Origin of the sequence: Streptomyces sp. SID14478 (assembly GCF_010548525.1) — a bacterium.
Classification (GTDB): domain Bacteria; phylum Actinomycetota; class Actinomycetes; order Streptomycetales; family Streptomycetaceae; genus Streptomyces.
The window spans coordinates 29,374-54,782 of sequence record NZ_JAAGMG010000101.1 but is presented as its reverse complement, the minus strand read 5'-3'; the positions used below and the strand labels follow the sequence as shown (position 1 = coordinate 54,782).

At 68.4% G+C, this 25,409-nt stretch carries 23 protein-coding genes and 2 pseudogenes; 18 read left to right on the top strand and 7 right to left on the bottom strand.

Annotation, left to right across the window (positions count from 1 at the left end; translation table 11 throughout):
• Positions 1-485, bottom strand: a pseudogene (locus tag G3I40_RS46900) (hypothetical protein); the annotation flags it as partial.
• A gap of 83 nt (positions 486-568) precedes the next feature.
• On the opposite strand from G3I40_RS46900, the gene G3I40_RS03920 reads away from it, so the two are divergent.
• From G3I40_RS03920 to G3I40_RS03865, 12 genes and pseudogenes are all read left to right on the top strand, one after another.
• On the top strand, positions 569-1,024 hold the full coding sequence (locus G3I40_RS03920; protein WP_164300731.1) for a DUF3592 domain-containing protein: 456 nt from the start codon (positions 569-571) through the stop codon (positions 1,022-1,024).
• 66 nt (positions 1,025-1,090) lie between these two features.
• Positions 1,091-2,137 (top strand): SEC-C domain-containing protein, encoded by a 1,047-nt coding sequence (locus G3I40_RS03915; RefSeq protein ID WP_164300730.1) that lies wholly within the window; start codon positions 1,091-1,093, stop codon positions 2,135-2,137.
• A gap of 196 nt (positions 2,138-2,333) precedes the next feature.
• Positions 2,334-2,447: pseudogene (locus G3I40_RS48100) on the top strand (helix-turn-helix transcriptional regulator); the annotation flags it as partial.
• Between the two features lie 216 nt (positions 2,448-2,663).
• Complete coding sequence (locus G3I40_RS03905; protein ID WP_164300690.1) at positions 2,664-3,449, top strand: hypothetical protein; 786 nt, start codon at positions 2,664-2,666, stop codon at positions 3,447-3,449.
• Complete coding sequence (locus tag G3I40_RS46380; RefSeq protein ID WP_203643383.1) at positions 3,446-4,537, top strand: hypothetical protein; 1,092 nt, start codon at positions 3,446-3,448, stop codon at positions 4,535-4,537. Before G3I40_RS03905 ends, G3I40_RS46380 begins: the two co-directional genes overlap by 4 nt.
• Positions 4,538-4,801: 264 nt before the next feature.
• A complete protein-coding gene (locus tag G3I40_RS03895) occupies positions 4,802-5,227 on the top strand; it encodes a very short patch repair endonuclease (RefSeq protein WP_239091514.1) in 426 nt (141 codons plus the stop codon).
• A 54-nt stretch (positions 5,228-5,281) separates the two neighbouring features.
• Complete coding sequence (locus G3I40_RS03890) at positions 5,282-7,834, top strand: Z1 domain-containing protein (RefSeq protein WP_164300729.1); 2,553 nt, start codon at positions 5,282-5,284, stop codon at positions 7,832-7,834.
• Positions 7,831-8,856 carry a PD-(D/E)XK motif protein gene (locus G3I40_RS03885; protein WP_164300728.1) on the top strand — a complete coding sequence of 342 codons (1,026 nt, stop codon included), beginning with the start codon at positions 7,831-7,833 and terminating at the stop codon, positions 8,854-8,856. Before G3I40_RS03890 ends, G3I40_RS03885 begins: the two co-directional genes overlap by 4 nt.
• Entirely contained in the window at positions 8,853-10,835 is a 1,983-nt protein-coding gene (locus G3I40_RS03880; RefSeq protein ID WP_164300727.1) for a hypothetical protein, read from the top strand. The genes G3I40_RS03885 and G3I40_RS03880 overlap by 4 nt, the downstream gene beginning before the upstream one ends.
• Positions 10,835-11,734, top strand: a complete 900-nt coding sequence (locus tag G3I40_RS46375; protein ID WP_203643380.1) for a hypothetical protein — start codon at positions 10,835-10,837, stop codon at positions 11,732-11,734. The genes G3I40_RS03880 and G3I40_RS46375 overlap by 1 nt, the downstream gene beginning before the upstream one ends.
• A complete protein-coding gene (locus tag G3I40_RS48095) occupies positions 11,731-13,626 on the top strand; it encodes a DUF6339 family protein (protein WP_343244817.1) in 1,896 nt (631 codons plus the stop codon). Before G3I40_RS46375 ends, G3I40_RS48095 begins: the two co-directional genes overlap by 4 nt.
• A gap of 10 nt (positions 13,627-13,636) precedes the next feature.
• A complete protein-coding gene (locus tag G3I40_RS03865; protein WP_164300726.1) occupies positions 13,637-14,743 on the top strand; it encodes a DNA cytosine methyltransferase in 1,107 nt (368 codons plus the stop codon).
• 79 nt (positions 14,744-14,822) lie between these two features.
• Here the strand turns inward: G3I40_RS03865 and G3I40_RS03860 are convergent, their stop codons facing one another.
• Positions 14,823-15,476: an ATP-binding protein gene (locus tag G3I40_RS03860; RefSeq protein WP_343244816.1), complete on the bottom strand. Its 654-nt coding sequence runs from the start codon at positions 15,474-15,476 to the stop codon at positions 14,823-14,825.
• Between the two features lie 172 nt (positions 15,477-15,648).
• On the opposite strand from G3I40_RS03860, the gene G3I40_RS03855 reads away from it, so the two are divergent.
• Both G3I40_RS03855 and G3I40_RS03850 read left to right on the top strand, forming a co-directional pair.
• A complete protein-coding gene (locus G3I40_RS03855) occupies positions 15,649-16,500 on the top strand; it encodes a helix-turn-helix transcriptional regulator (protein ID WP_164300725.1) in 852 nt (283 codons plus the stop codon).
• The gene (locus tag G3I40_RS03850; RefSeq protein WP_164300724.1) at positions 16,497-16,724 is read left to right on the top strand and encodes a DUF397 domain-containing protein; all 228 of its coding nucleotides are present in this window, start codon (positions 16,497-16,499) and stop codon (positions 16,722-16,724) included. The genes G3I40_RS03855 and G3I40_RS03850 overlap by 4 nt, the downstream gene beginning before the upstream one ends.
• A 225-nt stretch (positions 16,725-16,949) precedes the next feature.
• On the opposite strand, the gene G3I40_RS03845 is transcribed toward G3I40_RS03850, so the two are convergent.
• Complete coding sequence (locus tag G3I40_RS03845) at positions 16,950-17,426, bottom strand: hypothetical protein (protein ID WP_164300723.1); 477 nt, start codon at positions 17,424-17,426, stop codon at positions 16,950-16,952.
• A gap of 138 nt (positions 17,427-17,564) precedes the next feature.
• On the opposite strand from G3I40_RS03845, the gene G3I40_RS03840 reads away from it, so the two are divergent.
• The 4 genes from G3I40_RS03840 (at position 17,565) to G3I40_RS03825 (ending at position 20,667) form a co-directional block, all read left to right on the top strand.
• Positions 17,565-18,098: a DinB family protein gene (locus G3I40_RS03840; protein ID WP_164300722.1), complete on the top strand. Its 534-nt coding sequence runs from the start codon at positions 17,565-17,567 to the stop codon at positions 18,096-18,098.
• 470 nt (positions 18,099-18,568) lie between these two features.
• Complete coding sequence (locus G3I40_RS03835) at positions 18,569-19,657, top strand: hypothetical protein (protein ID WP_164300721.1); 1,089 nt, start codon at positions 18,569-18,571, stop codon at positions 19,655-19,657.
• Between the two features lie 125 nt (positions 19,658-19,782).
• Positions 19,783-20,256: a carboxymuconolactone decarboxylase family protein gene (locus G3I40_RS03830; protein ID WP_164300720.1), complete on the top strand. Its 474-nt coding sequence runs from the start codon at positions 19,783-19,785 to the stop codon at positions 20,254-20,256.
• Positions 20,257-20,358: 102 nt separating this feature from the next.
• Positions 20,359-20,667 (top strand): hypothetical protein, encoded by a 309-nt coding sequence (locus tag G3I40_RS03825; protein WP_164300719.1) that lies wholly within the window; start codon positions 20,359-20,361, stop codon positions 20,665-20,667.
• A 12-nt stretch (positions 20,668-20,679) separates the two neighbouring features.
• Here G3I40_RS03825 and G3I40_RS03820 read toward each other — a convergent pair whose 3' ends face one another.
• The 4 genes from G3I40_RS03820 to G3I40_RS03805 form a co-directional block, all read right to left on the bottom strand.
• Entirely contained in the window at positions 20,680-21,072 is a 393-nt protein-coding gene (locus tag G3I40_RS03820) for a VOC family protein (protein ID WP_239091513.1), read from the bottom strand.
• A gap of 5 nt (positions 21,073-21,077) precedes the next feature.
• Entirely contained in the window at positions 21,078-22,064 is a 987-nt protein-coding gene (locus G3I40_RS03815; RefSeq protein WP_164300718.1) for a helix-turn-helix domain-containing protein, read from the bottom strand.
• 142 nt (positions 22,065-22,206) lie between these two features.
• On the bottom strand, positions 22,207-23,682 hold the full coding sequence (locus G3I40_RS03810) for an MFS transporter (protein WP_164300717.1): 1,476 nt from the start codon (positions 23,680-23,682) through the stop codon (positions 22,207-22,209).
• A gap of 145 nt (positions 23,683-23,827) precedes the next feature.
• Positions 23,828-25,198, bottom strand: coding sequence for a DUF445 domain-containing protein (locus G3I40_RS03805; protein ID WP_164300716.1), 1,371 nt, complete (start codon positions 25,196-25,198; stop codon positions 23,828-23,830).
• Positions 25,199-25,409: the final 211 nt, after the last annotated feature.

Genomic DNA, 25,409 nt, shown 5'->3' with positions numbered 1-25,409 from the left:
CCTGCGCCGGCCCCGGCGGCGGGCGTGCCTGCGTCGGACGGGGTGACGGCGGGGTCGTCGAGGTCGTCGGCGTCCGGGGCCCCGTCGGCCGGCGCCCGCTGCCACTCCCGCTCCAGGGCCTGCACCTTGTGCCCGGCGTCGGCCTTGGCCTGCCGGTTGGTCCACCACAGCTGATGCACGACGAGCAGGAGCAGGACGAGCCCGACGGTGACGGTGACCTCGGCGCCGGTCCACAGGACGCGGCCGAGGGCGGACCGCGGGGGCGGCGCGGGGCGTGAGGTACGTGCGGTGCGCGACATACGTACGTCGCGTGAGATCCACGAGCTGCGCGCGAGGTGCGGGATACGGGAGATACGTGGGATACGGGAGATGCGGGAAACACGTGGAGCCGGGCGCCCTTGTGCCACGACATTGGGCCGCCCCACGCCGTCGTCGCCGTTCCTGCCGTTCCTGCCGTTCCTGGCGTCGTCCTTACGCTGCAGCACGGGCGCAAGATAGATCGAGCGGCCTCAACTTTCCATGCCTGGACGTCGATTGGCGCGCAGGGAGCCGACTACTGTCTCGCTCCATGAGCGCCCTTTGGCTACTGGCCCTGATCCCGTTCGTCGCCGGGCTGGCACTGACGGTGTCGTGCGCCGTCCAGCTGCTCACGGAGATCCTGCGGCGCACCACGGGCACCGTGCTGGAGGCGACGGTCACCGGCCACGTGGCCTCGCGCGAGGCGACGTACGCGACGCTCCACCCGGTGGTCTCCTGGACGGCCGCCGACGGCACGGAGCACGAACGCGCCCTGCCCGACGACGCCGCCCCCGCCCGCGCCCTGCCGGAGGGCGCGAGGGTCCGCATCCGCTTCGACCCGGCCCACCCGGAACTGGCCGCACTCGACTCGGACGCGCGCTACCGGCAGGCCATCGCGGGCGTGAGCGTGGGGATCACCCTGTGGGCCGGCGCGCTGGCCGTCGTGATCTGGCGCCTGGCGTACCTCCTGAACGACCTGAGGGACTACGTGAGCTGGCGCTACTGATCACTCACCGGCCCGTGCCCGATAGGGGCGGTCCCACCAGGGCCGCGCGGCAGTACCGTGTCCTCCATGCGCCCCGACACGCCTGCCACGCCCGCCGAGAACGAGCACGCCGACCACGTAGCGGAAGCCGAGCGCCTGGAACGCACGGCGGCCATGTACCCCGAGGACGCGGAAGCGCTGCTCCTCCAGGCCGCGGCCCACTACGAACTGGCCGACGCCCGCGACCGCGCCACGGCCCACTACGACGCCCTGCTGGCCGCCCCGGACGCCCATGACCCGGCCCTGATCCGCGCCCTCAAGGCGGCGAACCTCTGGGAGTACGGTCACGAGGCCGAGGCCCAGGCGATCATCACGGGCCTGCGCACGAGCGCCCCGCGGGACCCGGCGCCCTGGGTGATCGTGGCCGAGTCCCTCGAATCGCACGACGAGCTGGAGCAGGCGCACGAGACGTTCACGGAGGCGCTGGAACTCCTGGCACCGCAGTCGGCCGGTACCGCGGCCGGCGACCCGCCCCCGTTCGCGCAGCACCCCCTCCTCCTGGGCCGCCACCGCGTCCGCCGTCTCCTCGGCGCGGACCACGACGACTGGGACGCCCTCGCGGACCGCGTCAACCGCGCCCCGGTCTCCCTGGACGAACTCCACGACCCCAAGCGCCTGTGGGCGCTCGGCTCGGACAACCCGGCGGAGCTCAGGGCCGAGATCGACCGCCTCCGCGCGGAGCTGGGCACGTACCGGGAGGCCCTGTCCCGCCCGTTCCCGGTGGCGGTCCTGCACTGGCCGTCGCCGGAGTACACGGAACTCCTGGCGGCGTACCCGTCCCTGTCCTCCGAATACCCGTCCTACGAGGCGCACTTGGCGTCGATAGAGGAGGCGCTGAGGGAACTCTCCGCCTCCGGCACGGGCAACCTGGGCATCGTGACCGGCACGGTCCCGTCCTACGAGGCCTTCGCGGCCTCCGAGGCATCCTCACCGGAGGACGTCTCCCTGCTCCCCCAGTACGCCACGACGCTGGCCGCGCGGGGCCGGGCGGCGGCTTGGCCGCCGGAGGCGTCTGCGGGGTGTTGGTGCGGGTCGGGGAGTTCGTACGGGGAGTGCCATGGCGGAGCGGTCTGAGGGAGGCGTTCCGAGACGCCCTTCGCGAGGGCTTCGGCAACGAGTCGGAAGCTGTGCGCTGGCCCGAGATCAGTCAGGGCCAGATCCTCATGATGATGAGCCCCAAGGCACGCCATCAGCAGGTCGCGCACCGCCTGCGCACTCAGCGGGAGCCTCAGCTCGCGCCCGGTTCGTATGCCGCTGACGCCGCGAACGCAGCCTGTCACAGGCCCAGTTGGCCGGCATGGTCGGAACGGAACAGACCGCGATCTCCCGCATCGAGAATGGGCGGGACGTTCCTACGCTGCCGCTGCTTGCGCGGATCGCGGAGGCGTTGGGGTGCATGGTGGCCGCGACGTTCGAGCAAGCGGTGCACGGAACGCGGAAGGCAGGCGCGATGCGGATTTCATCGACCGCCAGCCCGTTCCTTCCAAGTTCGCATGTTCCGAGGACAGTTGGCCTTCCATTCGACTCGCGCCCGGCCATACGCTCGGTCAATGCTCGTAAGCTCGCCGCCCGACGTCGGCGCCACCAGCCCGGGGAGACCGTGGACGTCACGACGTTAGCCCTGCTGGGAGGAGCCGGCGGCCTGCTGCGGGGTGCCGTGGATTTCTATGCCCGGTTCACGTCCTGGCGGGTTGATCGCCTCGCCCATCGCCAGTTGGTCGCGGCAGGAGCGGCACAGGCGACACCGGAGAACCGCCCGCGCTTCCCCGCCTACTTCGACCCCTCCGTCGACGTCGCGGCGGCCTTCGTGCACTGCCTCCTTGGCGCGGGAACCGCCGCACTGTTGGGTCGGACGGGGCAGATCAACGGAGAGTACGCAGCCGTCGTGGTCGGCATGTCGGCCCCCATGCTGCTCACTCAGCTCAGCCGCATCCAAACGGTGAACGAGGCGGTGACCGGCAACTGGCAACAGGTCGGCGCCGAAGCGCCGGAGACCGGGACGACCCCGTCCGCCGGTGCCCCGGACACCATGTCGAGCAGCGTCGAGGCAGAGACAGCGAGCACCCCGTCTGCGGGCGCTCCACCTGCCATCGCGCCGAGCGAGTCGCCGCCTCGCACCCTGCCGGCCGCCGAACCCGCCGCGCCCACGGCCGACCCCGCCCGGCCCACCCCCCGACTCCTGCCTTCGCCGAGGTCTGCCGCCGCGGGCGCCGATGCCTGCTCACACGAGCCGACGCCCCGACAGCCTCCCGCGCATCAGCCGCAGCTCCGGGGCGACGCTTCCCACCCAGAGCCCCCGGCCGTCGACGGAACGACCTCTGGTCTCGACGACCCGGGCAGGCCACGATGGCGTCAGGGTCCGACGACCGGGGAGGAGGGGCTGTGAACAGCGCTCCGCATCTACTGGCCGAAGATCGCCAGATGTACGAGAAGGTCCTCGACGAGACGCTGCGCACCGCACCTGAGCGCCCTGAACTGGCCACCCTGGGCCAACGGATCGACGCGGAGCAGCTGCGCACCATGGCGCTGAACGCAGCCGGCCTCATCACGGCAGCCGCAGCGTCTGAGTACTACGCCTATGTGCGGGTGCGTGAAGAGCACCGTGACGGGGGGATCCGACCCGAGTCATCCGGCCGCCCGACGTACGCCTCACCGCACGCGGCTTCCGTACCGACCGACCGCCCGGGGCGCCGTCTCGCCCGCGCCGTGCTCGGCGCCGGACAGTCCGCGGCCCAACGGACCGTCGGCGCAGTGGCTCCGCAGCGGTGGGCCAGGATGCCGTACGGCCGTCGTTTGCTGGCAGCAGTGATCGGCCTGCGGGTTCGCCCCGAGGCGCCGACGGTCCCAGAAGTGCGGACACACCGCACCCCCACGCGACCGTCGGCCGTCCGCCCCCCGCGACGCAGGCGCGAGGCAGCCTCCGAGGAGAGCGCGAGCGGGGCCGGCGGGCTCACTGTCATTGCCGTACTCGCCCCGGTCCTCGCCGGATGCGCGGCCGTGGTCTGCTTTCTCATCGGTCTCCTCCTGACGATCGTCGAGCCCACGCCTGCCCTGGCTGAATACCTGGTGACGGCTGGCTGGGTATTCGCGGCTCTGACCGGGGCGGGTGTTCTCGTCGTGGCGGCCGCACTGGTGGTGATGGCTCTGCGTAATGGCTCGACCTCATTGCGGGTGAGCACACCCGGCGAGGACCAAGAGGAGCTGGACCGGGCCAGAGAAGCGTGGGAGACGGCGCTGCGGGAGCACGGCATTCTGCCGTTCTTGAGGGACGCGCTTGCGGATCCCTCCTACGACTACGACAGGTCGCGGCCGTCAAGCTCGGAAGGCGCCATGGGCCGCATGCCTCGGCTCGGCTACAGCAGGCCGGGGCTCAGTCCGGCCGGCGAGAACACTCCCACGGCACCTCGTCCCGGTCTGTCGAGCCCGGACTTCTCCAGCCCGGACTTCGGAGGGGCGGAGCATCGGCCGGATTGATGTGCCGAGGGCCAGGACTTTCGACCCGAAATCTCAGGTCCGCGCCCCCCTGGCGTGACCTTCACAGTATCGTCACACTTGATGAGTCGGAATGTCAGGCCTCTCCATCGATCAGGCCCTGATGCATGTGCGAGATAGGCGTCTATGCACGAAATATCTGCTGCTCGCCGGTGGTCTGGGCCACTGTGCGAGCTACCACGCCTCCCGCTTCGCGCTCATCGCGCTCCCGTGCAGCATCCTCAATTGCACGCCCATACTGGTGGCATGTCCCCGACCGCCTCGTCTCCGGCCGTCGCCTCACGCATGAGCCGTCAGTCCTCCCGCGACACCGCTCAAGAGTTGGCCGTTCGTCGGCTGCTGCACCGCAGGGGGCTGCGCTACCGAGTGCATGTTCCGGTTTCCGGTATGCCTCGGCGAACGATGGACATCGCCTTCGGCAAGCTCAGAATCGCGGTGTTCCTCGACGGCTGCTTCTGGCATGGCTGCCCTCAGCACGCCACAGCGCCCCGATCGAATGCGGAGTGGTGGCGTTCCAAGCTGGACCGGAACAGTGCCCGCGACCGCGAGACAACCAACCATCTGACCGCCGAGGGCTGGACGGTACTGAGGTTCTGGGAACACGAAACAGTAGAGGAAGTCGCCGACCGGGTCGCGCAGACAGTGGCGTCCAAGAAGTCCTCCCGCAGCTAGACATCGCGGTCCGAATACCGTCAGCGAAGAGAACAAGGGGAACGGTCCATTTCCATGAGCGACGAACTCGACGGCATGTACGAAACGTTCAAAGCCCTCTTGGAGGCGTTCCCCCCTCCGGAGGCGATCAAGCGGCTGGAATTGATGGGCGTCGGCGCCGACAACATCCAGCAGCTGCGAGAGCGACATGAGAGCGACACGATCCGCATCAAGGAACTCGTCGAACCGCACGCCGTCGTTCAGGGCAACCGCGAGACCTGGTACACAGGCCCGCAGCCCAAGGACAAGTGCTGGCCGGCAATCGTGGATCTGTTGCGCAAGGACGGCTGGCCCGACAAGCCTGCGATCGAGAGTCTCGACGACTCTTCGACCCGAGTCGTCTCCCTGTTGAACCACCCGAAGGAAAGGGCCTTCTCCACTCGGGGGCTGGTCGTCGGCTACGTCCAGTCGGGCAAGACCACCAACTTCACCTCGGTCATGGCCAAGAGCGCCGACCGCGGCTACAAACTCTTCATCGTCCTTGCCGGCATCCACAACGGTCTGCGGCGTCAGACACAAGCCCGTCTGGTCCAGCAGCTCGTGGAGCCCAACCCGGCCATGTGGTCCCAGCTGACCGGCTTGGACAAGGATTTCACTCCGCAGGAGAACCCGGCTTCGTACTTCGGGAAGAGCAACAAGACGCACGTGCTCTGTGTGGTGAAGAAGAACGCCCCGGTGCTGCGCAAACTCGTCAAGTGGCTCAGCAAGGCATCCGACTACCTGCAGGACTGCCCGGCGCTGATCATCGATGACGAGGCCGACCAGGCTACGGTGGCCACCAAGTCGATCAACCCTCTGATCCTGGACATCATGGGTTGCCTTCCGAGGTCCGCCTACGTCGGGTACACCGCCTCCCCCTTCGCGAACCTGCTCATCGACCCGAGTGCCGAGGACCTTTATCCGAAGGACTTCATCGTCAACCTCCCTCAGCCGCAGGGCCACTTCGGCACGGAGGTTCTCTTCGGCCGTTACACGCTCGACGGCGAGGACTCCGAACAGGTCGACGACGGACACGACATGATCCGCTCGATCCCGGACGACGACGTGCCGTGTGTCCGTCCGGCGACTCGGGCCGACGTCGAAGGCTTCGAACCTGTCATCACCGACACACTGCGCAAGGCCATCGAGTACTTCTGGCTGGCCACGGCTGCCCGGCGCGTACGTGGTACCGGCAACCCGCACAGCACCATGCTGATTCACACGAGCGTCAACACAGCCGTGCACAACAGTTTCGAGAGGCCCCTCGAACATCTCCGCCACCGATCCGCGAGTTCTCTGGACGACACGGAGCATCTCGACTATCTGCGCACGCTTTGGGAGGAGGAGTCCAAACGCGTCCCTGCGGACGAGTTCGGCGAGCGAACAGTGCCTTTCGAGCAACTGGTGCCCGAGTTGCCCGGAGTACTCGACAGCTGCCGGATCATCATGGACAACTCCAGCAGCGAGGATCGACTCGACTACGAGAACGGCCCAGTCGTCGCGATCGCTGTGGGCGGCAACACACTCTCCCGCGGACTGACCTTGGAAGGCCTCTCCGTCAGCTACTTCGTACGCGCGGTCTCGGCGTACGACACGCTTCTGCAGATGGGGCGTTGGTTCGGATTCCGCAACGGATACGCCGACCTGCCCAGGATCTGGATGACCGACGAGTTGGCCGAGTGGTTCCGGCATCTCGCCACAGTCGAGGCCGAGATGCGCCGCGATATCGATACCTACATGACCGAGGACGAGACGCCGCTCACCTTCGCAGTGCGGCTGCGCACCCACCCCGCTCTGCGGGTCACCGCAGCTGCCAAGATGCGCGACGCCGTCACAGCAGCTTCCTCCTACGGCGGAAAGCGGGTTCAGACCCACTACTTCCACACCAACGCCGAATGGCTGCGCGACAACATTGCGGCCGCGCGCAATCTGATCGCCTCCGCACGTAGTGGCGCACGCAAGGTTGACGACCGTTCCACCGAAGGGCGTTACGTCTTTCGTGACGTGTCGCACGAGACCGTCCTGGGCTTCCTGTCCGCCTACAAGTTCCACGAGAAGTCCCCGGAGAACGACGCGGACCTCATCACCGACTACATCCGGAAGCGCGTCGCCACCGCTCAGTCATTGGCCAAGTGGAACATCGCGATCGTCGGTACCCCCAACGGAGAAGAGTTCGCTTTCGCCCCCGGCGTCAGCGTCGGCCGAGGTACTCGCGCACGACTCCAACTGCCCGATCCGACCTCGGACTTCGCGGACATCAAGACGCTGATGAGCCGTCGGGACGCAGCGGTCGACCTCGCCGGTGACACGGCAGGCCTGTCGGAGAAGGCCATCAAGGAGGAGCGCCGGCGCCAGTTCCCCGACACCGGCCTCTTGGTTCTGTATCCGATCGACAAGGTGTCGAATCCGAGCCCCGCGAAGAAGCTGCGTGCCCCGCTTGACGCCGAGGAGCATGTGATCGGTGTCGGACTGGTCTTCCCTGAGCCCTGGGACAAGGACAGCGAGGTCAAGAAGTACGTCTCCGCGGACCTCTCCAACGTACAGATCGAGGAAGAGGACTTCAGCGCCCTCGAGAGCGACGACGCATGAGTGAGAACTCCCTTCGCGAACTGGTCGAGGGTCGCTGGACTGCTCTCGAGGCCGAGCACGCCTCCGACGAACGAGGCCTCAGGGTTTCCCAGCTTCCCGTGGTCGCGGACCAAGGGCCATTGGCAGTGGCCGTCGACTACCAGGGGCACCGCCACGTTCTGGTGCCGATCCATGCCAACCGCAAGATCCGTCCCGGCCTGAACGGGCCGGCGCTCCAGCTGCGAAAGCGCCCCCTGGAAGACGCGGACAGCTACCAGACGTATGCCGATCTCGCCTGCCTGCGCGACGACCTCAACGATCTGTTCACGGAGCTCTGCGTGGACGTGTTGGGCGCGGCAAGGGAGATCCCCGACAATCCCAGCAAGGCTCTCTACCGAGCGCTCGACCGCTGGAAAGCCCTCCTCCGGACCGAGGGAGAGCCGCTCGGACCCGAGCAACTAGCGGGCCTTTTCGGCGAGTTGACGGTTCTCAATCGCCTTCTTGAGAAAGATCCGAGCGCCCACCGGTTCTGGCACGGTCCGGAGCGGCACCGGCACGACTTCTCCTCCGGCTCCCTCGCCGTCGAGGTCAAGTCGAGTGCGGCCGGCGACGGGCGCAGACCTCGCATACACGGCCTCGATCAACTCGACGCGCCTGAGGGCGGGAGTCTCTTCCTGGCCTGGTTCCGACTGCAGCGCACACACGCCCCGGGCACCGGACTCTCGTTCCTGGATGTGATCACCCGAGCGCTGCGGTTGTGCGACGACGAAAGCGCGTTCCTCGATCTGTTGGCAGCCGTCGGATACAGCCCCGCAGATGCCGATCGCTACCGTGACGTGCGATTCCTGATCGACGAAGAGCGCTGGTACAAGGTCGATGCCGACTTCCCCAAACTGACGTACCGCGGCCTGGTCTCGGCCGGCGTGCCCGTGTCCGCCCTGGACGTCGAGTACACCATCGACCTGTCGGGCGAAACCCCGGCGCCCCTGATACCCGACGAAATCTCCCGAACGGTCGACAACCTGATCCAGGAGTCCGCGTGAAGGGACCGAACTGGTTCTCCCAGCCCTATCCCCCCGAGGGGGCGAGCGCGGCGGAAGGTATCCGCAACCAGCTCGGGCGCCCCGAGCTCGATCTGCTCACGATTCTGGTGCGCGAGTCCGCCCAGAACAGTTGGGACGCCCGCCCGCCCGGATCGTCCGAGCCCGTCGGCTATGAGATCGACCTGTCGACCGTGGGTCCCGCGCACGGCCCGGCCTGGCGTGAATTGCTGCTCAGTAACGCGCCGTTGGGAGAACAACTCCCCCTGCGCGGTTCGTTGGCACGTGGCTCCATACGACTGCTCACCGTCTCCGACCGCGGTACGACCGGACTCGGCGGCCCCACCCGCGCCGACCGCACGGCCGACGAGATGTCCCGCGACTTCGTCTCATTCGTCCGCAACATCGGAGAACCGCGGGACACTCCGTTCGGGGGCGGCACCTACGGCTTCGGCAAAGGCATCTTCTATCTGCTCTCGAACTGCGGAACCGTCCTGGTTCACACGCGGTGCCGCAACCCGGACGGCGAGTTGGAGTCCCGTCTCATCGGGTGCGCTCTGTGGCAGAGCTATTACGCGGACGACGCCGTCGCCTCTCGGCGCTACACCGGTCGGCACTGGTGGGGCGACACCTCGAGTGATGTGATCGAGCCCTTGATCGGCGCGGAGGCCGAGGCGGCGGCACACCGTCTGGGGCTTCGCTCGTTCGGGCCGACAGAGACCGGCACCTCCGTAGTGGTGATCGACCCCAAGCTGGAGCGCGACGAACACCGACTCGAAGCCGCAGAAGTGGCCGACTACCTTGCCGAGACGATCAGTTGGCATTTGTGGCCCAAGATGATCGAGAGGGACGGCGGAGCGCCGGCCATGCGCTTCACGGTGAGATGCGACGGCCGGGACATTCCCGTCCCCGACCCACGCACGCACCGCCCTCTGAATCTGTTCGTCGCTGCCCACGAGCAGTTGTCCACCGAGCGGGGCCAGGATCTGTGGTGCGGCAAACCACGAAGATCGCTCGGCCGGTTCGGGGTCGTCAAACGCATCATGCCGCCTCTGCAGCCGAGCCCCGCGTCACGCATGGTCGGGATAGAGGACCTTGTGCACCATGTCTGCCTGATGCGGCCGGCCGAGCTCGTGGTGACCTACCACCCAGGGCCGAAGCCGCCGAGCGAGAACCAGGGGTATGCCGGAGTGTTCCGTGGCGACCCGGACATGGACGAGGTCTACGCCAAGGCCGAACCTCCCACCCACGACGCCTGGCATTGGCACTCCCTCGACGTGCCGGACAGCACCTACGTCCGGACGACGTTCCGCCGCATTCAGGAAGAGATCAGCAAGTTGCTCGCCCTGGGCGGGGTGGCCCGGGCCGGAGCCGCCCAGGTTCCTCTGGGCGCGGCAAGCACACGTTTCTCCGGACTGGTCGGTGGGGCCTGGGGGATCGGCGGCGCGACCGCGTACGGCAGGCCCGGAGCCGGGCTGCCCGGTCGCAATCGCGGAGGGGACGAGGAGGAGGGGCCCGAGGTGGTCGTCCGAGCACAAGGTCACCGCAAGGCCGCGTCCTCCCCGGCTCGGGGGGACGGAGCGCCGGAATCCGTCCGAGGCGAAGAGCCGCTGCAGGCCGCTCCGGGAGCGCCTGGCCTGCGACGCGTCAGACCTCGCGTGCAGTACCTGGGCGAGCCCTACTACGACGATCTGGGTGAACAGGCCGTACTGGTACAGGAGTTCCGTCTCCCGGTCGACATCGCGCAGCGAGTCCGTATCGACCTGGCCGTTACCCTGCCGGGCTCCGGTGGTCGAGAAACCGACCCCCCGGCAGGGGCCCGAATGCCCGCTCTGCTCGGTTGGCAGGATTCCGAGGGAACTCTTCACACCGCACCCGACTGCGACATCACCGGTGGCGAAGCGGTGTGGCGCGCGCTGGTGCTGCCCGCGCCCGACACCATGACCGAGATCGCCATCAAAGTGCAGGCGGTGACGGACTGATGGCACGTCACGCCCTCCCGTATCGCGTTCCTCCGGACGATGTCGTCGACGCGGGGCCCTGGTCGCTGGTCACTCCTGACGGTGAGGTGCCGCTCCCGGAGGCGATCGACGACTGGGACTACCAGATGGATCTCCACCTTCGCCGACGAGTGCGGATCGACCAGGTGCGTACCCGCTCTCAGGCGGGGCTGCCCGAGAGCACCGAGCTCATGCTCTCCGCGGTGTGGACAGCCACCGGGTCGAACCTTCGCGGCCCCGGGCGGCTCACCCGACTCACCGGTTCCGCACCGGCCACAGTGGACCTCGACGTGCACCTTCGAGGCGCCGATCTCGGTGGACTACTGGTCCTGGACACCGCGTTGGTGCTGGCCGAACGACGGGACGACGCCCGACCGGCCGCACCCCGACGCGCCGGGTCAGTGCTGTGGGGAGACGCCGTGGAGTTGCGTCTGCAAGGCGACGCGCCTCAATTCCCCATGGCCGTGATCGACTTCTCCCACACTTCGTTCCCCAATGGGGCGGCCTGGCACATCCAGATCGACGGGGAACTGGACAGTGCCGCCATGGGCTCGCTGCTCCTGCTGATCAACGAACGGAACACCGCTGCTGCCGAGGCGTTCCAGAACGCGGCGCGTCCTCGTCCCGTGGACCGCATCGTGTTGTCCGCCGTCTACGCGGATGTCGCGCGCACCATGATTGAACATGCCTTGTCCCAAGAGGACTTCGTGGACGAGACCGACTATGCCGAGGACTCCCTGGGGTCCACCTTGCTGTCGCTGTTCCACCGCCTGTTCCCGGAGCAGTCGATCACCGACGTACGACTGCGCCGGGACCACTCTCCGAGCGTGTTCTCCTCCGAACTCCAGGCAGCCGTGAAGATCTTCGAGGAGCCAGAGTGAGCCTGCTCTACCCCCGCCTGCTCGCGGGCCAGGCCAAACCGCTGTTCGACGAGTACCGAGAGCTGCCGATCGCGGAATTGGCAGAACGCGTCGACGTAATCCACCCCTCTGCGGTGTATGTGGCGACCGGCGGTGACCGGGTGCGCCCCGAGCAACTGAGTGCTCTGCGGGAGTCGGTCGTTGATCTGGCACAGCAGGCCGGATTCCCCGATACCTCGGACCGCGCCCGCAACGCCGAGTTCGATCTCCGACTCGCCGAACTTCTGCATTCCCGGATGAACCTGGTCCCGGCAGAGGCGGCATCGCGCGATCTGTGGGCATTCCTCGCACTGGTGCTGCTCCCGGATGTGGCCCACTGGCGCTACCCGAAGCCGCCCCGGGACCGTGTCCTCGGCACCGACCTGACCCGGCACGTTTTCGGGCGCCTGTGGTGGCGCGCCCAACTGGTCTTCTCCCCTGCGGATTCAACACCGTACGAAGCCCTTGGCATCCTCGGCGAGGCAGCGTTCGACCAGATCTACGCCCGCCGAGCGGCGCTGGGTGGCAGCCCCCATCTGGTGAAGGCGATCCTGCGGGTCTGGGACGGCTTGGACCTGCGCGGCCTCAATCAACGCGAGACCCTGCAGGACTTCCTCAAAAGGCTCCTCCGATTGGCCCCGTTCGTGCTGTTCGACGGAATCGAGGAGAAGGCGCTCGACACCGAACTGCAGGAAGTCGCACGCGAGTCGGTCGCTGAGCTGCTCCGGGCCAAGCACGGCGAATCCGACGAGGGTGCGACCGCCGTCGAGGAGCATCTCGCGACGGTCTTCGCCCAGGTTCCGAAGCCCGAGTTGAACCCCGCGCCCGAAGCCCGACCACACCCGGAACCCGTATTGGAGATCAAACCGCTTCACACACCGGTCGCGGCGCCCATCGCTGCGGCCGAGTCGGTGAGTCCCGGGGCGGAATTCACCTCGTTCGAGATCTGCGCCGGCTCCGGCGCCCAGGCCCTGGGACTGGAAAAGGCCGGATTCCAACCTGTGCTGCTTCTCGACACCAAGGCGCACGCCTGCTGGACGATCGAGCTCAACCGGCCCCAGTGGAAGGTGCTGTGCGGAGACCTCCTGCACTTCGACCCGGCAGATCATCCCGAGGTGTACGAGGTGGATCTGTTCAGTGGCGGCATGCCACGCATCAAGTCCGCCGCCGCCGTGAAACGCCCGGACGACGAGCTCGAGCGCGCCGTACTGAGGCATGCGGTGGATCTCGTACCGCAGATCCGCCCCAAAGCGGTTCTCCTCGAGAACCTGCCGGACCTGGTCGAGAAGGGCGACTACGAGGCCGAGCGGGCATGGATGGAGGCGCAACTGCGGGAGGCGGGGTACCGCGTTTTCTGGAAGGTGCTCGACGCAGCTGACTTCGGCGTTCCACAGCACCGAAGGTCCGGCTTCCTCGTCGCGCTCCAGGAGCCCTCCGCCCAAAGGTTCGTATGGCCCTCACGGACTGTGTTGCGGGTCCCGACCGTCGGCGACGTTCTGGGATCGTCGATGGCCCAAGGGGGCTGGCCCGGAGCGGAGCGTTGGGCGCACCTCGCCAATCGCCCCGCGCCCGCCCTCGTGGGAGGTTCCGACCGTCGCGGAGGCGCGGATCTGGGTCCGACCGGCTCCAAGCGCGCTTGGGCACAGCTGGGCGTGAACGGCAACAGCCTCGACGACGAGGTCCCCGGGATGGATTTCCCTCTCTCGCAGCCGCCCAAGCTCACTGTCGCCCAGACCGCGATCCTGCAGGCGATCCCTGCGTCCTGGCAGATCTCGGGTGGGAAAACGGCTGCCTATCGTCAAATCGGCAACGCCCTGCCACCTCCCGTGGCGCATGCTGTGGGCACGGCAATTGTCGCTGCTCTTGCCGGCTAGGATCGCCCACATGAACGCACCGTCCCCCTCCGCCTCTCCCTTCAAGATCGTCGATCTCTTCGCGGGACCCGGCGGGCTCGATCAGGCCGCACGTCAGTTGGGTGTGCCGTCCGTGGGCATCGAGTGGGACAAGGACGCCTGCGCCACCCGCACGGCCAACGATCTTCAGACCGAGTCCGGCGATGTTCGGGACTTCGGTCCGACCGAGTTCCCCGAGGACTTCAACGTCCTGGCGGGTGGGCCGCCATGTCAGACCTTCACGGTCGCCGGCAAGGGAGCAGGGCGACGCGCGCTCGACCATGTCCTCAGCTTCGCCGACCGGCTGCGTGCGCGTGACTCACTGACGCTGGTGCGCAAGGACCTTGCCGCTCTCAAGGACGAGGAGACGGGCAAGCACGACGACCGCACCGGACTCGTTCTGGAACCCCTGCGGTGGGCGCTCGATGCAATCGATGCGGGACGGCCGTTCCAGGCGATCGTTCTCGAACAGGTACCGGCCGTCCTGCCAGTGTGGAAGAGGTACGCCGAGATTCTTCGCGCGGAGGGATATCTGGTGGCCACGCCTCGGGTGCTCCACACCGAGGAGTACGGAGTCCCGCAGACTCGCCGTCGCGCCATCCTCATCGCGCGCCGGATCGGAGAGGACAGCTTGCTGCGCGGCGATCCGCACATGCCGGAACCGACGCACAATCGCTACGACAAGCGGAAGTCGCGTGAGGAGCACGGTCTCGGTCTGGAGCCGTGGGTCAGGATGCAGGACGTACTCACCCGACGCCGCACTCCGTTCACCGTAGTCTCCAACTACGGCACGGGAGGCGATCCGAAAGCCCGTGGGCAGCGGGGTTCGCACGAACCCGCCGCGACAGTGACGGGGAAGATCTCTCGCAACCGCATCGTCGGTCCGGATGGCCGGGACCAGCCTCGCCTGACCGAATCCGAGGCGGGCCAGCTCCAGACGTTCCCCGCCGCGCCGGACTGGATCTGGGCGGGTGCGGCAGTCGCCCAGCAGATCGGCAATGCCGTACCACCGCGTCTCGGCATGCATGTCCTGGCAGCAGCACTCGACCTCGACCGTGCCCGGCTCGACGAGAATCTGAAGACCCACTACACCTATTGAGTCCGGGCCGGGCGGACACAGCCTCGGCGCGAGATCGCCCGCGGGAGGGCAGCCCTACCGGACGCCCTCCCGTCGCTCGTCACCCGGCGCCTCTTTCGAAACTCGTCTGCGCACAGTCCAACGCCTCATCAGGGTCGTAGCCATGTCGGTGAAGCCAGTGGAGGAGATCGGCGATCACATCGATTGCCGCCGCCTTGGCGACGGCCGTGCACACGGACGTCCCTTGCCCCCGAATGCCTCCCGGGAGCAAGGCCGCCTGCCCGTAGAGCCCCAGGACGGCCTCCGCTCGGGTCACTCGGATACCGCCGCCGTGGCCGCTCGGTGACGCGAGTCCGGTTGCCAGCTCGCACCACGTGACCTTGCCGTCGTCTCGGAGCTGAACGCCCCAGCGGTCGGTGATCGCATCGACGAGCGCCATTCCCCTCCCGTTCTCCGCCTCGGTGGAAGCGTCCAGGAGTGTGGGCAGGGCTCGCGAATCAGGGTCGTGCACTTCGAGACGCACGTACGTCCCACTCATCGAGACGTGCAGATCAGTCGGCGTACCTGGGCCCACGTGGGTGATGACGTTCGAGACGAGCTCGCTGACACACAACTCTGCGGCCTCGATTGCCTCATGCAGGCCCCACAGCCCCAGATGCATGCGGACGGTGCGCCGGAGTACTGGCACTTCCTCGGGTTCAGCGGTGAACGCCAGATGCCACGGCTTACGCGCCATGCAGGATTCGTGGATCACTGAGAACTCCTCTCGCCGGTCACAACGAGTTGCTGCGTCTCACAGAGTGGCGTCCTCGTATCCCTTCGTGCAATTTGCACGACGCGAATCCCACTATCGAGTGATTGGCAAGCATGCACCTTGGCGCAGACACTGGGCTCCGCTAACAGCAAGGTCAGAGAAGAGGGTTGGGATGGCCGGTTCACCGACAGCGCGACGCCGACGCCTCTCCATCGAGTTGAAGAAGCTGCGCGAGAAGAGCGGCTCGACCTGTGCACAGGTCGGTGAGGCCCTCGACTGGAGCGGCTCCAAGGTCAACCGCATGGAGACCGGGAACGGAAGGGTTCAGCCGTCCGACATCGACGCCCTCTGCCGTTTCTACGACACGAGCGAGGAGTTGCGCGACTTCCTCAAGTCCCTGGCCAGGCAGGCGAAGACGCGAGGGTGGTGGCAGACCCACGGCGCCGGTGTCCCCGAGTGGTTCAACATCTACATCGGCCTGGAACAAGAAGCTTCCAGCTTTCGTCAGTATCAGTGCGAGTTGATTCCCGGCTTGATGCAGACTCCCGCCTACGCGTCCGAACTGCACACCACCGGGGCGTACATGGCACCGGTGGACATCGAGCGCGCAGTGCGCGTGCGGATGGAACGCCAGACCGTGATGCTGAGCGGGGAACAAGCACCGGACAGCTGGTTCATCGTGAACGAGTCGGCTCTGCGCAATGTCATCGGTGATCGTGCCGTGATGCGTGAGCAGCTCGAACATGTCGTGGAATCGGCGCAGTTGCCCAACGTCACCCTCCAAGTCCTGCACTTCGATTCCGGTACGTATCCGGCTACCGGCTCATTCACGATGCTCCGATTCCCGGACCCGGAGGATCCGGACATCGTGTACCGGGACGGCATCACGGATGCGGTCTACTTGGAAGGCGACCATCATGTTCGCGAGTACACGAGGGCCTTTGACGGGCTGCGGGCAGCGGCGCTGAGCCCACGGCGCTCCACCGAGTTGATCAAGTCCGTCCTGAAGGAGCATGCGCGATGAACACCACACGACTCCCAGACTCCGCCTCTTCGTACGCCCCATGGCGTGCATCGTCGTACAGCAACGGCGCCGGTGGAGAGTGTGTGGAGTGCAGCCTGGGCGAAGCCTCCGTGCTCATCCGGGACTCGAAGGACACGACCGGTCCTGCTATCGCTGTCGACTCGCAGGCTTGGCGGTCGTTCCTGTCCGGAGTCGCTCTGGGCTCGTACGCCCACAGCCTCTGACTGACGACCGGCGGGCACCCCACTGACATTGCCGAGCCACGTCCTCGCTACGCGCGCCCGTAGTGCCGGATGACGCCTTGAATGTCGATGAGCCATTGGCGCAGCGGCCCTCACGGAATCGGTCGGTGGGCGTCGGCGTCATGAAATGCCTGTCCGGTGTGGTGTTCATGGGGTACCCCGGTGCCCCTTCCGAGGGCGGGCCGCCCGAAAGTGCCGCCCTGGGCTCTAGTTTCGCTGCAGTCGGAACGCCGGGCAGGTATCCGGGTCCGCCTCGTCGTAGAGAACCGAGCGTTTCGCGTCGACGCCGATCGAGAGCATGTCGACCGTGCTGACGGTGGTGAGCGCGTCGGGGTCCTCGAACGAGAGACGGACCATCGGGTACTTCCCGGAATCGGCGGTCCTGTCGACCTGCCAGGTGCCCGAGCCGTCGAACTTCTTGTCCTTGCCGTACCTGGGAAAATCGCTGCCCGGCCAGTCACGCACGGTCATCGTGCCGCCGAACTCGCCGGGCGACGACTTGAGCCGGATGTGGGCGCCGTCCGCGTCACCGGAGCCGCGGTAGCTGCCCTCCAGGTCGGTCGAACTGATCTGGGCCGACTTCTCCGGCACGCACCGCTTGAGAGCATCGGACGAGCAGCCGACGGACAGCCCGCCGACCAGTACGGCCAGGACGCCCCCGGTACACAGCAACTTCTTCTTCACTGGGATTCCTTGTGCGGCTGGGCCGGGATGCGTTCGGTCCAGACGAGTTTCTGGTCGACGGAGGAGGTTGGGCTCGGTCCTGGTCCAGATTCTCGCTTGCCACGCGCCCGGGACTGGAAGCCGCGCTACTTTCGAGGCATGCAGAGGCCCTCGGGACAAGCTCCGGCTCCCCTCGACGGCCCCGGCGTCGGCGTCTCCGACCCCGGGGAACTCCTCCGCGGCTACCTGGACTGGTATCGCGAGGCGCTGATGCGGAAGGTCTCCGGGTTGGACGACGCGCAGTTGCGCGCGCCCGTCGGGCCGTTGGGCTGGTCGCCGCTCGGTCTTGTGCAGCATCTTGGGTGGGTCGAGCGCCGGTGGATGCGTTGGGGGTTCGCCGCCGAGGACCTTGTTGCCTATCCGGCCGGCGGTGACGAGGCCGAGTGGTCCGTTCCCGCCGACAAGCCCACGGCCGAGGTCATGGCTGCCTACCGCGCGGAGGTGAGTCGCTCCAACTCCCTTGCTGCACGGGCTGGTCTGAGCGACAGGGCACGTCTCGGCGGGCGATTTCAGACGTCCGATCAGGCTCCCGCCCTGGTGCGGATTCTCTTTCACCTGCTCCAGGAGTACGCGCGACACGTCGGGCAGCTGGATGTCGCCCGGGAGCTGATCGATGGGGTCACGGGCGAGTAGCGGCCGTCGTCGCGACCAGAAGGGCCCGGCGCAAGCGTCGGTGGGGTGGTGATCGTGGACCAACTCAGGTGCGGGCCGGTGGGCGCCTTTTATGGACAGCGCGGCTGGTGTCCGTGGTGGGCCGATGTGCCCTGCCGCCGTCTCGGTGTCTGCGTACCGGCCGGTGGGGGCTGGCTTTCTTGGGCTGAGGCTTCGGGGTGGAAGGCGTTGCTGTCCCGATCCCTCCAACTGTCCTTCGGAGTGCGGCGCCGCTCCCTGTGGTGGGGCGCGTGCGCGTTGTTCGAGTGTCTCGGTCTCAACTCTGGTCGCAGCGGGCCCCTTGAGAGCTTGGGCCACGGATTGCCCGGACCGGCCCACGTGTGTCACTCTCCGTCGTGACGCCATCAACAGCCCGTACACAACTTCAGGCACAGGTGACCCCCGCGAGGCAGCAACCTCCGGGGGTCTGGCATCAGGAGCACCAACTCCCCATGCAGATTCATCGTATCCGTCGCCATGAGCGCGACTTCACCATCATCGCCAACAAGGCCATCCGCGACCCGCGCTTGTCCCATACTGCGCGCGGCATCCTCGCCTACGTCCTGTCGTTGCCCAGCGGCACGCAGGTCAACGTCCGCACCCTCAGCGACGGGTTTCCGCAGGGGCGCCTCGCCGTGTCCAAAGCCGTCAAGGAGCTGCGGGAGTTGGGGTACTGGGTGACCCGGACCGAGCGGGAGGCCCGTACCCGGCGGATCGTGTCGAGTGTTGAGGTGTACGAAGATCCGCAGGCGGCGTCGACCGTCTCGGCTCCCCCAACTCCCGCTGTCAGCGGGCCGGTTCCCGGGCGGGTGGGAACCGGGGCTGCGGGCACGTTCTTTTCACGCGGGAAGATCAGCCTGTCGAAGGACAAACCCTTGAAGGACGGGGGGAAGAACCCTCCCTTCCCTCCCGCCGAGCCCGCGGAGTCCGCTGCGCCCGTCGGAAACGCCGAGCCCGCAAAGCCCACCGAGCCCACAGCTCCCGCAGCGCCCACAGTGCCCGCAGCACCCGCAGCGCCCGTCGGAAACGACTCGCCCGCCGGGATCGCCCGCAGCGGCGCCGGGCCCCTCGGCGCCGAATGCGAGCGCATCCTGCATCGGATCGGCTCCGTCGATCCGCGGCTGCGGCTGTCCGCGCGTGGTGTGCGGGAGCTCGTGCCCGAAGTTGCCGTCTGGCTGGAGCGGGGGGCCTCCGCCGTCGAAGTCGTCGATGCCGTCACCGCCGGGCTGCCCCCCAAGGTGTACTCGGCCACCCACCTCGTCGCCGATCGGCTCACCCGTAAGCGGCCTGAGCGCAGGCGTACGTGGCGGCAGGTCTTCGAGTGTCCTGAGTGCCGGGATCCGCTGCCCTGGGGGCAGGAGAGCGGGGTGTGCCGGGCCTGCGGGGAAGGGGTGGCGTCCCGGGAGGCGGAGCGTGGCTTCTCGGGTGAGGGGTGCGTGGAGGCGCGGCGGGCCGTGCGGGAGAGGGTGCGGTTCGTGCCCGGCTCACGGTCCGGTCGGCAATCGCCGGAGAACCCTGGGGCGCGCCTGGCTCATGCGTGACTCAGGTCACATCCTCCTCCCTGTCACATCTTTTCGACCCTCTCCGTCAGAAGGGTGTAGCCACCTCAACCGGCTACTGAGACACGGAGACCGGCCGGACGACCGGTATGACCAGGGAGAACACCATGGAAGCGCGACTCGACCTCTTCGGTAACGCCACCGCCGCCAAGTTCCTCAAGCACATCAACTCGGCGGGCAAGGTCCTGGACGGCACCGGGCTCCCCCACAGCACGCAGGAGCTCGTGAAGATCCGGGCCAGCCAGATCAACGGCTGCGGGTTCTGCCTCGACATGCACACCAAGGACGCCGCGGCCGCCGGTGAGACCGTGCAGCGGCTCACGCTCGTCGCCGCCTGGCGCGAGGCCAAGGTGTTCACCGACGCCGAGCGGGCCGCGCTCGCGCTCGCCGAGCAGGGGACGCGGATCGCCGACGCCGCGGGCGGTGTCAGCGACGAGGTGTGGGCGGACGCCGCCAAGCACTACGACGAGGACCAGCTCGCCGCGCTGGTGTCGCTGATCGCGCTCATCAACACGTACAACCGCCTGAACGTCATGGTGCAGCTGCCCGCGGGCGACTACCAGGTGGGCATGTTCGGCTGACGGCGCCGCCGGGCCCCGGGCCTGTGGCCCCCGCCGACCGGGCGGGGGCACCGGGGCGTAGCCTCACGAACAGCGTCCAGAACGACACAGGAGGCCCGTCCCATGGCCCGTTCCCTGCCCACCGCGCCGATCGCCGCCGCCGGCCTCGTCGGCGGTTATGCCACCGCCCGCTTCACCAAGAAGCGGCAGCTGGGCGGGGCCGTGCTCGCCGTCGCCGGGGCGGCGGCCGCCACGCAGTGGAAGCGGACGGCGGGCGGGACGGTCGCGGGGGCGTTGACCGGGGCGTACGTCGCCGCGTTCGCCGGGTCGCACCCGCTGGCCAAGAAGGTCGGCGCCTGGCCCGCCGTGTGCGGTGTCGCCGGGGCCGTGGCCGCCGCGTCGTACGTGCTCGTCGACCGCCGCGCCGCCTGAGCGTCCGCGCGGTCAACCCCCGACGGGGGCGTGCCCGAGTACGTTCACGATCTTGCCCTGCGGATCACGGACGAAGAAGCGGCGCACGCCCCACTCCTCGTTGCGCAGCTCGCGGACGACCTCGGCGCCGGCCAGGCGCATCGCCTCGTACGCCGCGTCGACGTCCGTCACCTCGACGCTCATGTCCGGCACGACGAGTTCCGGGCCGCCCCGCTCGATGAGGTTGATCTGGGCCGTGGGGTGGGCCGGGGACGCCAGGGTCATCACCCAGCCGAGGTCCATGACCTCCTCGAAGCCGAGCGCGCCGTAGAAGGCACGGTTCGCCGCCAGGGACTCCTCCCCGTCCACTGCCACGTTCGGGACGGCCCTGCGGACCTCGTTCATCTCAGCCTCAGTGTCACTCATGCGGTTCATCGTCCCCGGAACGTGGCCCGGTACGCCGCCGGTGACACGCCCAGAACGGCCTGGAAGTGCTGGCGCAGCGACGTCCCCGTGCCGAGGCCCGTCTCGGCCGCGACCCGGTCCACCGTGTGGTCCGTGCGCTCCAGCAACTCCCTGGCCCGGTCGACGCGTTGGCGCGCCAGCCAGGTCATCGGGGTCAGGCCCGTCTCCTCCCGGAAGCGCCGGTTGTACGTACGGATCGACATGGCGTCCCGGGCCGCCAGGTCCGCGAGGGTCAGCGGCTCGGCCAGCCGCTCCCGCGCCCAGGCCCGTGAGCCCGACGTGGACGTCAACCCGGCTTCCTCCACCGGGCGTTGGATGTACTGGGCCTGTCCGCCCTCGCGGTGCGGCGGGACCACCGTGCGGCGCGCGACCTCCGCGGCGACCGCCGAGCCGTGGTCGGAGCGGATCATGTGCAGGCACAGGTCGATGCCTGCCGCCTCGCCGGCCGAGGTCAGGACGGCGCCCTCGTCCACGTAGAGGACGTTCGGGTCGACGGTCACCTGGGGGAACGTGCGGGCGAACCGGTCCGAGGACATCCAGTGGGTCGTCGCCCGTCTGCCGTCCAGGAGTCCCGTCGCCGCCAGGACGAACGAGCCCGTGCAGATCGAGGCGACTCTGCCCTTCATGGCCGTCAGTGCCTGCGCCAGCCCGGTGTCCAGCGAGCCGGGGCTCAGCGTCTCGTCGGACTCGTGCGAGGCCGGGACGAGCACCGTGTCCGCCTGCGCCACCGCCTCCAGGCCGTGTTCCGCGTAGATCGGGAAGTCGGCGTCGGTGCGGATGCGGCCGGGGCGCGGGGCGCAGGTGCGCACGTCGTAGAGCAGCTCGCCCGTGGACGGGTCGCGGGCCGTGCCGAACAGCTGGTGGACGAGGCCCAGCTCCATGGGCAGGACCCCGTCCCTGACCAGGACCGCCACCGAGCCGCGCGCCGGGCCGGTCGACTTTCTTGCCGTCATGGCCAGATTGTTTCATGCCGTGGCGATCTGGCCAGGTGGCGGGTCGGGGGGGCAGGAACCATCGGGCCGTGGCGCGGGGACGGCCCCGGGCGCCCCCACCAGCAGGTGCAGGGCGCCCGGCGCCGCGTACGCCTCGCAAGGGTTACGCCGCGGTGACCTCCGACAGGGGCCGTGCCACGTCCTCCAGCGACCGCTGCTCCGCCCGCACCGCGAACGCCGCCGCCACCAGGCCCGCCACGCACATCAGCGAGGCACCCACCTGGAACGCGAGCACCGTGTCGCCGACCTTGCCGCTCGCCGTGAGGTCGGCGAACAGGAGCGGGCCGCTGATGCCGCCGGCCGCCGTGCCGATCGCGTAGAAGAAGGCGATCGCCATCGCACGCGTCTCCATCGGGAAGATCTCCGAGACGGTCAGGTACGCGCTGGACGCGCCGGCCGACGCGAAGAACAGGACCACCGACCAGCAGGCCGTCAGGGTCGTCGCGCTCAGCGAGCCGCGGTCGAACAGCCAGGCCGTGCCGAAGAGCAGGATGCCCGACAGCAGGTACGTCGACGAGATCATGATCCGGCGGCCGACCGTGTCGAAGAACCGGCCGAGCAGCAGCGGGCCGAGGAAGTTGCCGGCCGCGATGACCGCGAAGTAGTAGCCGGTCGAGCCCGTCGGCACGTCGAAGAACTTCGTGAGGATCGCGCCGAAGCCGAAGGTGATCGCGTTGTAGAGGAACGCCTGGCCGATGAAGAGCGCAAGGCCGAGCGTGGTGCGGCGCGGGTAGGAGCGGAACACGGTGCGCGCGATCTCCATGAAGCCGACGCTCTTGCGCTGGTGGATGGTGATCTCACCCGCGGGCGGCGGGAGTTCGCGCTCGTGGTGCTGCGCGCGCACCTTCTCCTCGATGCCCGTCACGAGCGAGTCGGCCTCCTCGCCCCTGCCGTGGATGAACAGCCAGCGTGGGCTTTCGGGGACGTTGCGGCGTACGAGGAGGATGACCAGGCCGAGGATGACGCCGAGGGCGAAGGTGAGGCGCCAGCCGACGTTCTTGGCGAACAGGTCCGTGTCGAGCGCGACGATGGACAGCAGCGAGCCGCCGATCGCGCCGAGCCAGAAACTGCCGTTGATGATCAGGTCGACGCGGCCGCGGAAGGCGGACGGGATCAGTTCGTCGATGGCCGAGTTGATGGCCGCGTACTCCCCGCCGATGCCGAAGCCGGTGAAGAAGCGGAAGACGAAGAACCACCAGGAGGAGAAGGACAGCGCCGTGAGGGCCGTCGCCGCGAGGTAGACGGCGAGGGTGATCAGGAACAGTTTCTTGCGGCCGAACCGGTCGGTGAGCCAGCCGAAGAACAGGGCCCCCACGCATGCGCCCGCCACGTACAGCGCGGCGGCGATGCCCGTGACCTGCGAGGACGAGATCGGCAGCCCGCTGCCGGACTCGGAGAGGCGGCCCGCGATGTTGCCGACGACGGTGACTTCGAGCCCGTCGAGGATCCACACCGTGCCGAGCCCGATCACCACCGTCCAGTGCCAGCGGGACCAGGGCAGGCGGTCCAGGCGGGCGGGGACGGCGGTCGTGACGGTGCCGGGTTCGGGCGGGCGCCGATCTTGGTGGTCCACGGACATGTGCACCCTCCTCATTGAGGGAACGGACGGCGGGACCTGGCCCGAGTGCCCCGAAAGCCGCTCGGCACCACAGCCGCTCGACACGACTGTCACCGCCCCGGACCCCGCTCCTCGAACGCCGGAGGGGCTGGACATGACTCGGCCGCTAAGCCCCGAGTGCCCGCGACACCGTGTAGATCAGCAGCCCCGCGAGCGATCCGACCACCGTGCCGTTGATCCGGATGAACTGCAGGTCGCGGCCGATGTGCGCCTCGATCTTGCGGGAGGTGTGCTCGGCGTCCCAGCCGGCCACCGTGTCCGTGATCAGGGAGGTGATCTCGGCCCGGTACGTCGTCACGACGTACACCGCCGCGCCCTCCACCCAGCCGTCGACCTTGGCCTGCACCTTGGGGTCGGTCGCCATCCGCTGCCCGAGCGAGAGCAGCGAGGCCCGCACCCGCATCCGCAGTTCGCTGCGCTCGTCCTCGGCGGCGGCCACGATCATCGAGCGGACCGCGGACCAGGTGGAGGCGATCAGGTCCTGCACCTCGGAGCGGCCGATCACCTCGGACTTGAGGCGCTCGACGCGGGCCCGGGTGTCGGAGTCGGACTGCAGGTCGCCCGCGAAGTCCCGCAGGAAACGGTCGACGGCGCCGCGGGCCGGGTGCTCGGGCATGTCCCGCATCTCGGTGACGAAGCGCAGCAGTTCCTTGTAGACGCGCTCGCCGACCCGCTTGTCGACGAAGCGGGGGGTCCAGCCGGGGGCGCCGCCCTGCACCGCGTCCATGACGGAGTCCGAGTGCAGGACCAGCCAGTCGGCGGCCCGCGTGCACACCAGGTCGACGATCCGCCGGTGCCCGCCGTCGGCGACGACCTTCTCCAGCATCTTGCCGATGCCGGGCGCGATCTCCGCGCCGTTCGCGCGGCGCGTGATGGCCTCGCCGACCACCGCCTGGACGTCGGAGTCGCGCAGGACCGTCAGGGCGCCGCGCAGCGCCGTCGCCAGCTCGGCCGTGACCCGGTCGGCGTGCTCGGGCTCCGCCAGCCAGGCGCCGAGCCGCGAGCCGATGCCCACGGCGCGCAGCCGGTCGCGCACGACGTCGCCGGACAGGAAGTTCTCCCCGACGAACTCACCGAGCGAGACGCCCAGTTGGTCCTTCTTCTTGGGGATGATCGCGGTGTGCGGGATGGGGATGCCGAGCGGATGCCGGAACAGGGCGGTGACCGCGAACCAGTCCGCGAGCGCGCCGACCATGCCGGCCTCTGCGGCCGCCGCGACGTACCCGGTCCAGGCGCCCGCGCCGGAGTGGCCCGCCCAGGTGGTGAGGGCGTAGACGAGCGCGACGAGGACGAGCATCCCGGTCGCCGTCGCCTTCATCCGGCGCACGCCGCGCCGCTTCTCCTCGTCGGCCGGGCTGAACTCGCCGGCGAAGCGACGCGCGGTGCGAGGTTGGGCGGGGGTGGCGTGGGCATACTGCCTAGTGCCACCGGTGTCCGCTTCACCCCTTTTATCTGGCTTCTGGTCCGTCTCGCTCATCGCCCGCTCCGCATCCGGCATCTGTCGTTCCCCTCACACATTGTCCCTTCCTGACCTACTCACGGAACGAACCACAAGTTCCTGGCGTCTGAATGGTCGGAGAGGGTTCGCAGGGGGTCAGTGTCGCCCCGCTCGAAGACGATCCCGTCCCATGACGCATCATGGGTTCATCACATCGGAGCCTCGGGCTCCCTCTTCCCGAGGAGACACA

What these genes read in the sequence shown, in the direction of transcription:
- G3I40_RS03920 (WP_164300731.1), top strand. Translation starts at nt 569, where the DNA reads ATGAGCGCCCTTTGGCTACTGGCCCTGATCCCGTTCGTCGCCGGGCTG.
- G3I40_RS03855 (WP_164300725.1), top strand. Translation starts at nt 15,649, where the DNA reads ATGGCCGGTTCACCGACAGCGCGACGCCGACGCCTCTCCATCGAGTTG.
- G3I40_RS46375 (WP_203643380.1), top strand. Translation starts at nt 10,835, where the DNA reads ATGGCACGTCACGCCCTCCCGTATCGCGTTCCTCCGGACGATGTCGTC.
- G3I40_RS03805 (WP_164300716.1), bottom strand. Translation starts at nt 25,198, where the DNA reads ATGAGCGAGACGGACCAGAAGCCAGATAAAAGGGGTGAAGCGGACACC.
- G3I40_RS03915 (WP_164300730.1), top strand. Translation starts at nt 1,091, where the DNA reads ATGCGCCCCGACACGCCTGCCACGCCCGCCGAGAACGAGCACGCCGAC.
- G3I40_RS03885 (WP_164300728.1), top strand. Translation starts at nt 7,831, where the DNA reads ATGAGTGAGAACTCCCTTCGCGAACTGGTCGAGGGTCGCTGGACTGCT.
- G3I40_RS03840 (WP_164300722.1), top strand. Translation starts at nt 17,565, where the DNA reads ATGCAGAGGCCCTCGGGACAAGCTCCGGCTCCCCTCGACGGCCCCGGC.
- G3I40_RS03830 (WP_164300720.1), top strand. Translation starts at nt 19,783, where the DNA reads ATGGAAGCGCGACTCGACCTCTTCGGTAACGCCACCGCCGCCAAGTTC.
- G3I40_RS03820 (WP_239091513.1), bottom strand. Translation starts at nt 21,072, where the DNA reads ATGAGTGACACTGAGGCTGAGATGAACGAGGTCCGCAGGGCCGTCCCG.
- G3I40_RS03865 (WP_164300726.1), top strand. Translation starts at nt 13,637, where the DNA reads ATGAACGCACCGTCCCCCTCCGCCTCTCCCTTCAAGATCGTCGATCTC.
- G3I40_RS03850 (WP_164300724.1), top strand. Translation starts at nt 16,497, where the DNA reads ATGAACACCACACGACTCCCAGACTCCGCCTCTTCGTACGCCCCATGG.
- G3I40_RS03815 (WP_164300718.1), bottom strand. Translation starts at nt 22,064, where the DNA reads ATGACGGCAAGAAAGTCGACCGGCCCGGCGCGCGGCTCGGTGGCGGTC.
- G3I40_RS03890 (WP_164300729.1), top strand. Translation starts at nt 5,282, where the DNA reads ATGAGCGACGAACTCGACGGCATGTACGAAACGTTCAAAGCCCTCTTG.
- G3I40_RS03835 (WP_164300721.1), top strand. Translation starts at nt 18,569, where the DNA reads ATGCAGATTCATCGTATCCGTCGCCATGAGCGCGACTTCACCATCATC.
- G3I40_RS03825 (WP_164300719.1), top strand. Translation starts at nt 20,359, where the DNA reads ATGGCCCGTTCCCTGCCCACCGCGCCGATCGCCGCCGCCGGCCTCGTC.
- G3I40_RS03895 (WP_239091514.1), top strand. Translation starts at nt 4,802, where the DNA reads ATGTCCCCGACCGCCTCGTCTCCGGCCGTCGCCTCACGCATGAGCCGT.
- G3I40_RS03810 (WP_164300717.1), bottom strand. Translation starts at nt 23,682, where the DNA reads ATGTCCGTGGACCACCAAGATCGGCGCCCGCCCGAACCCGGCACCGTC.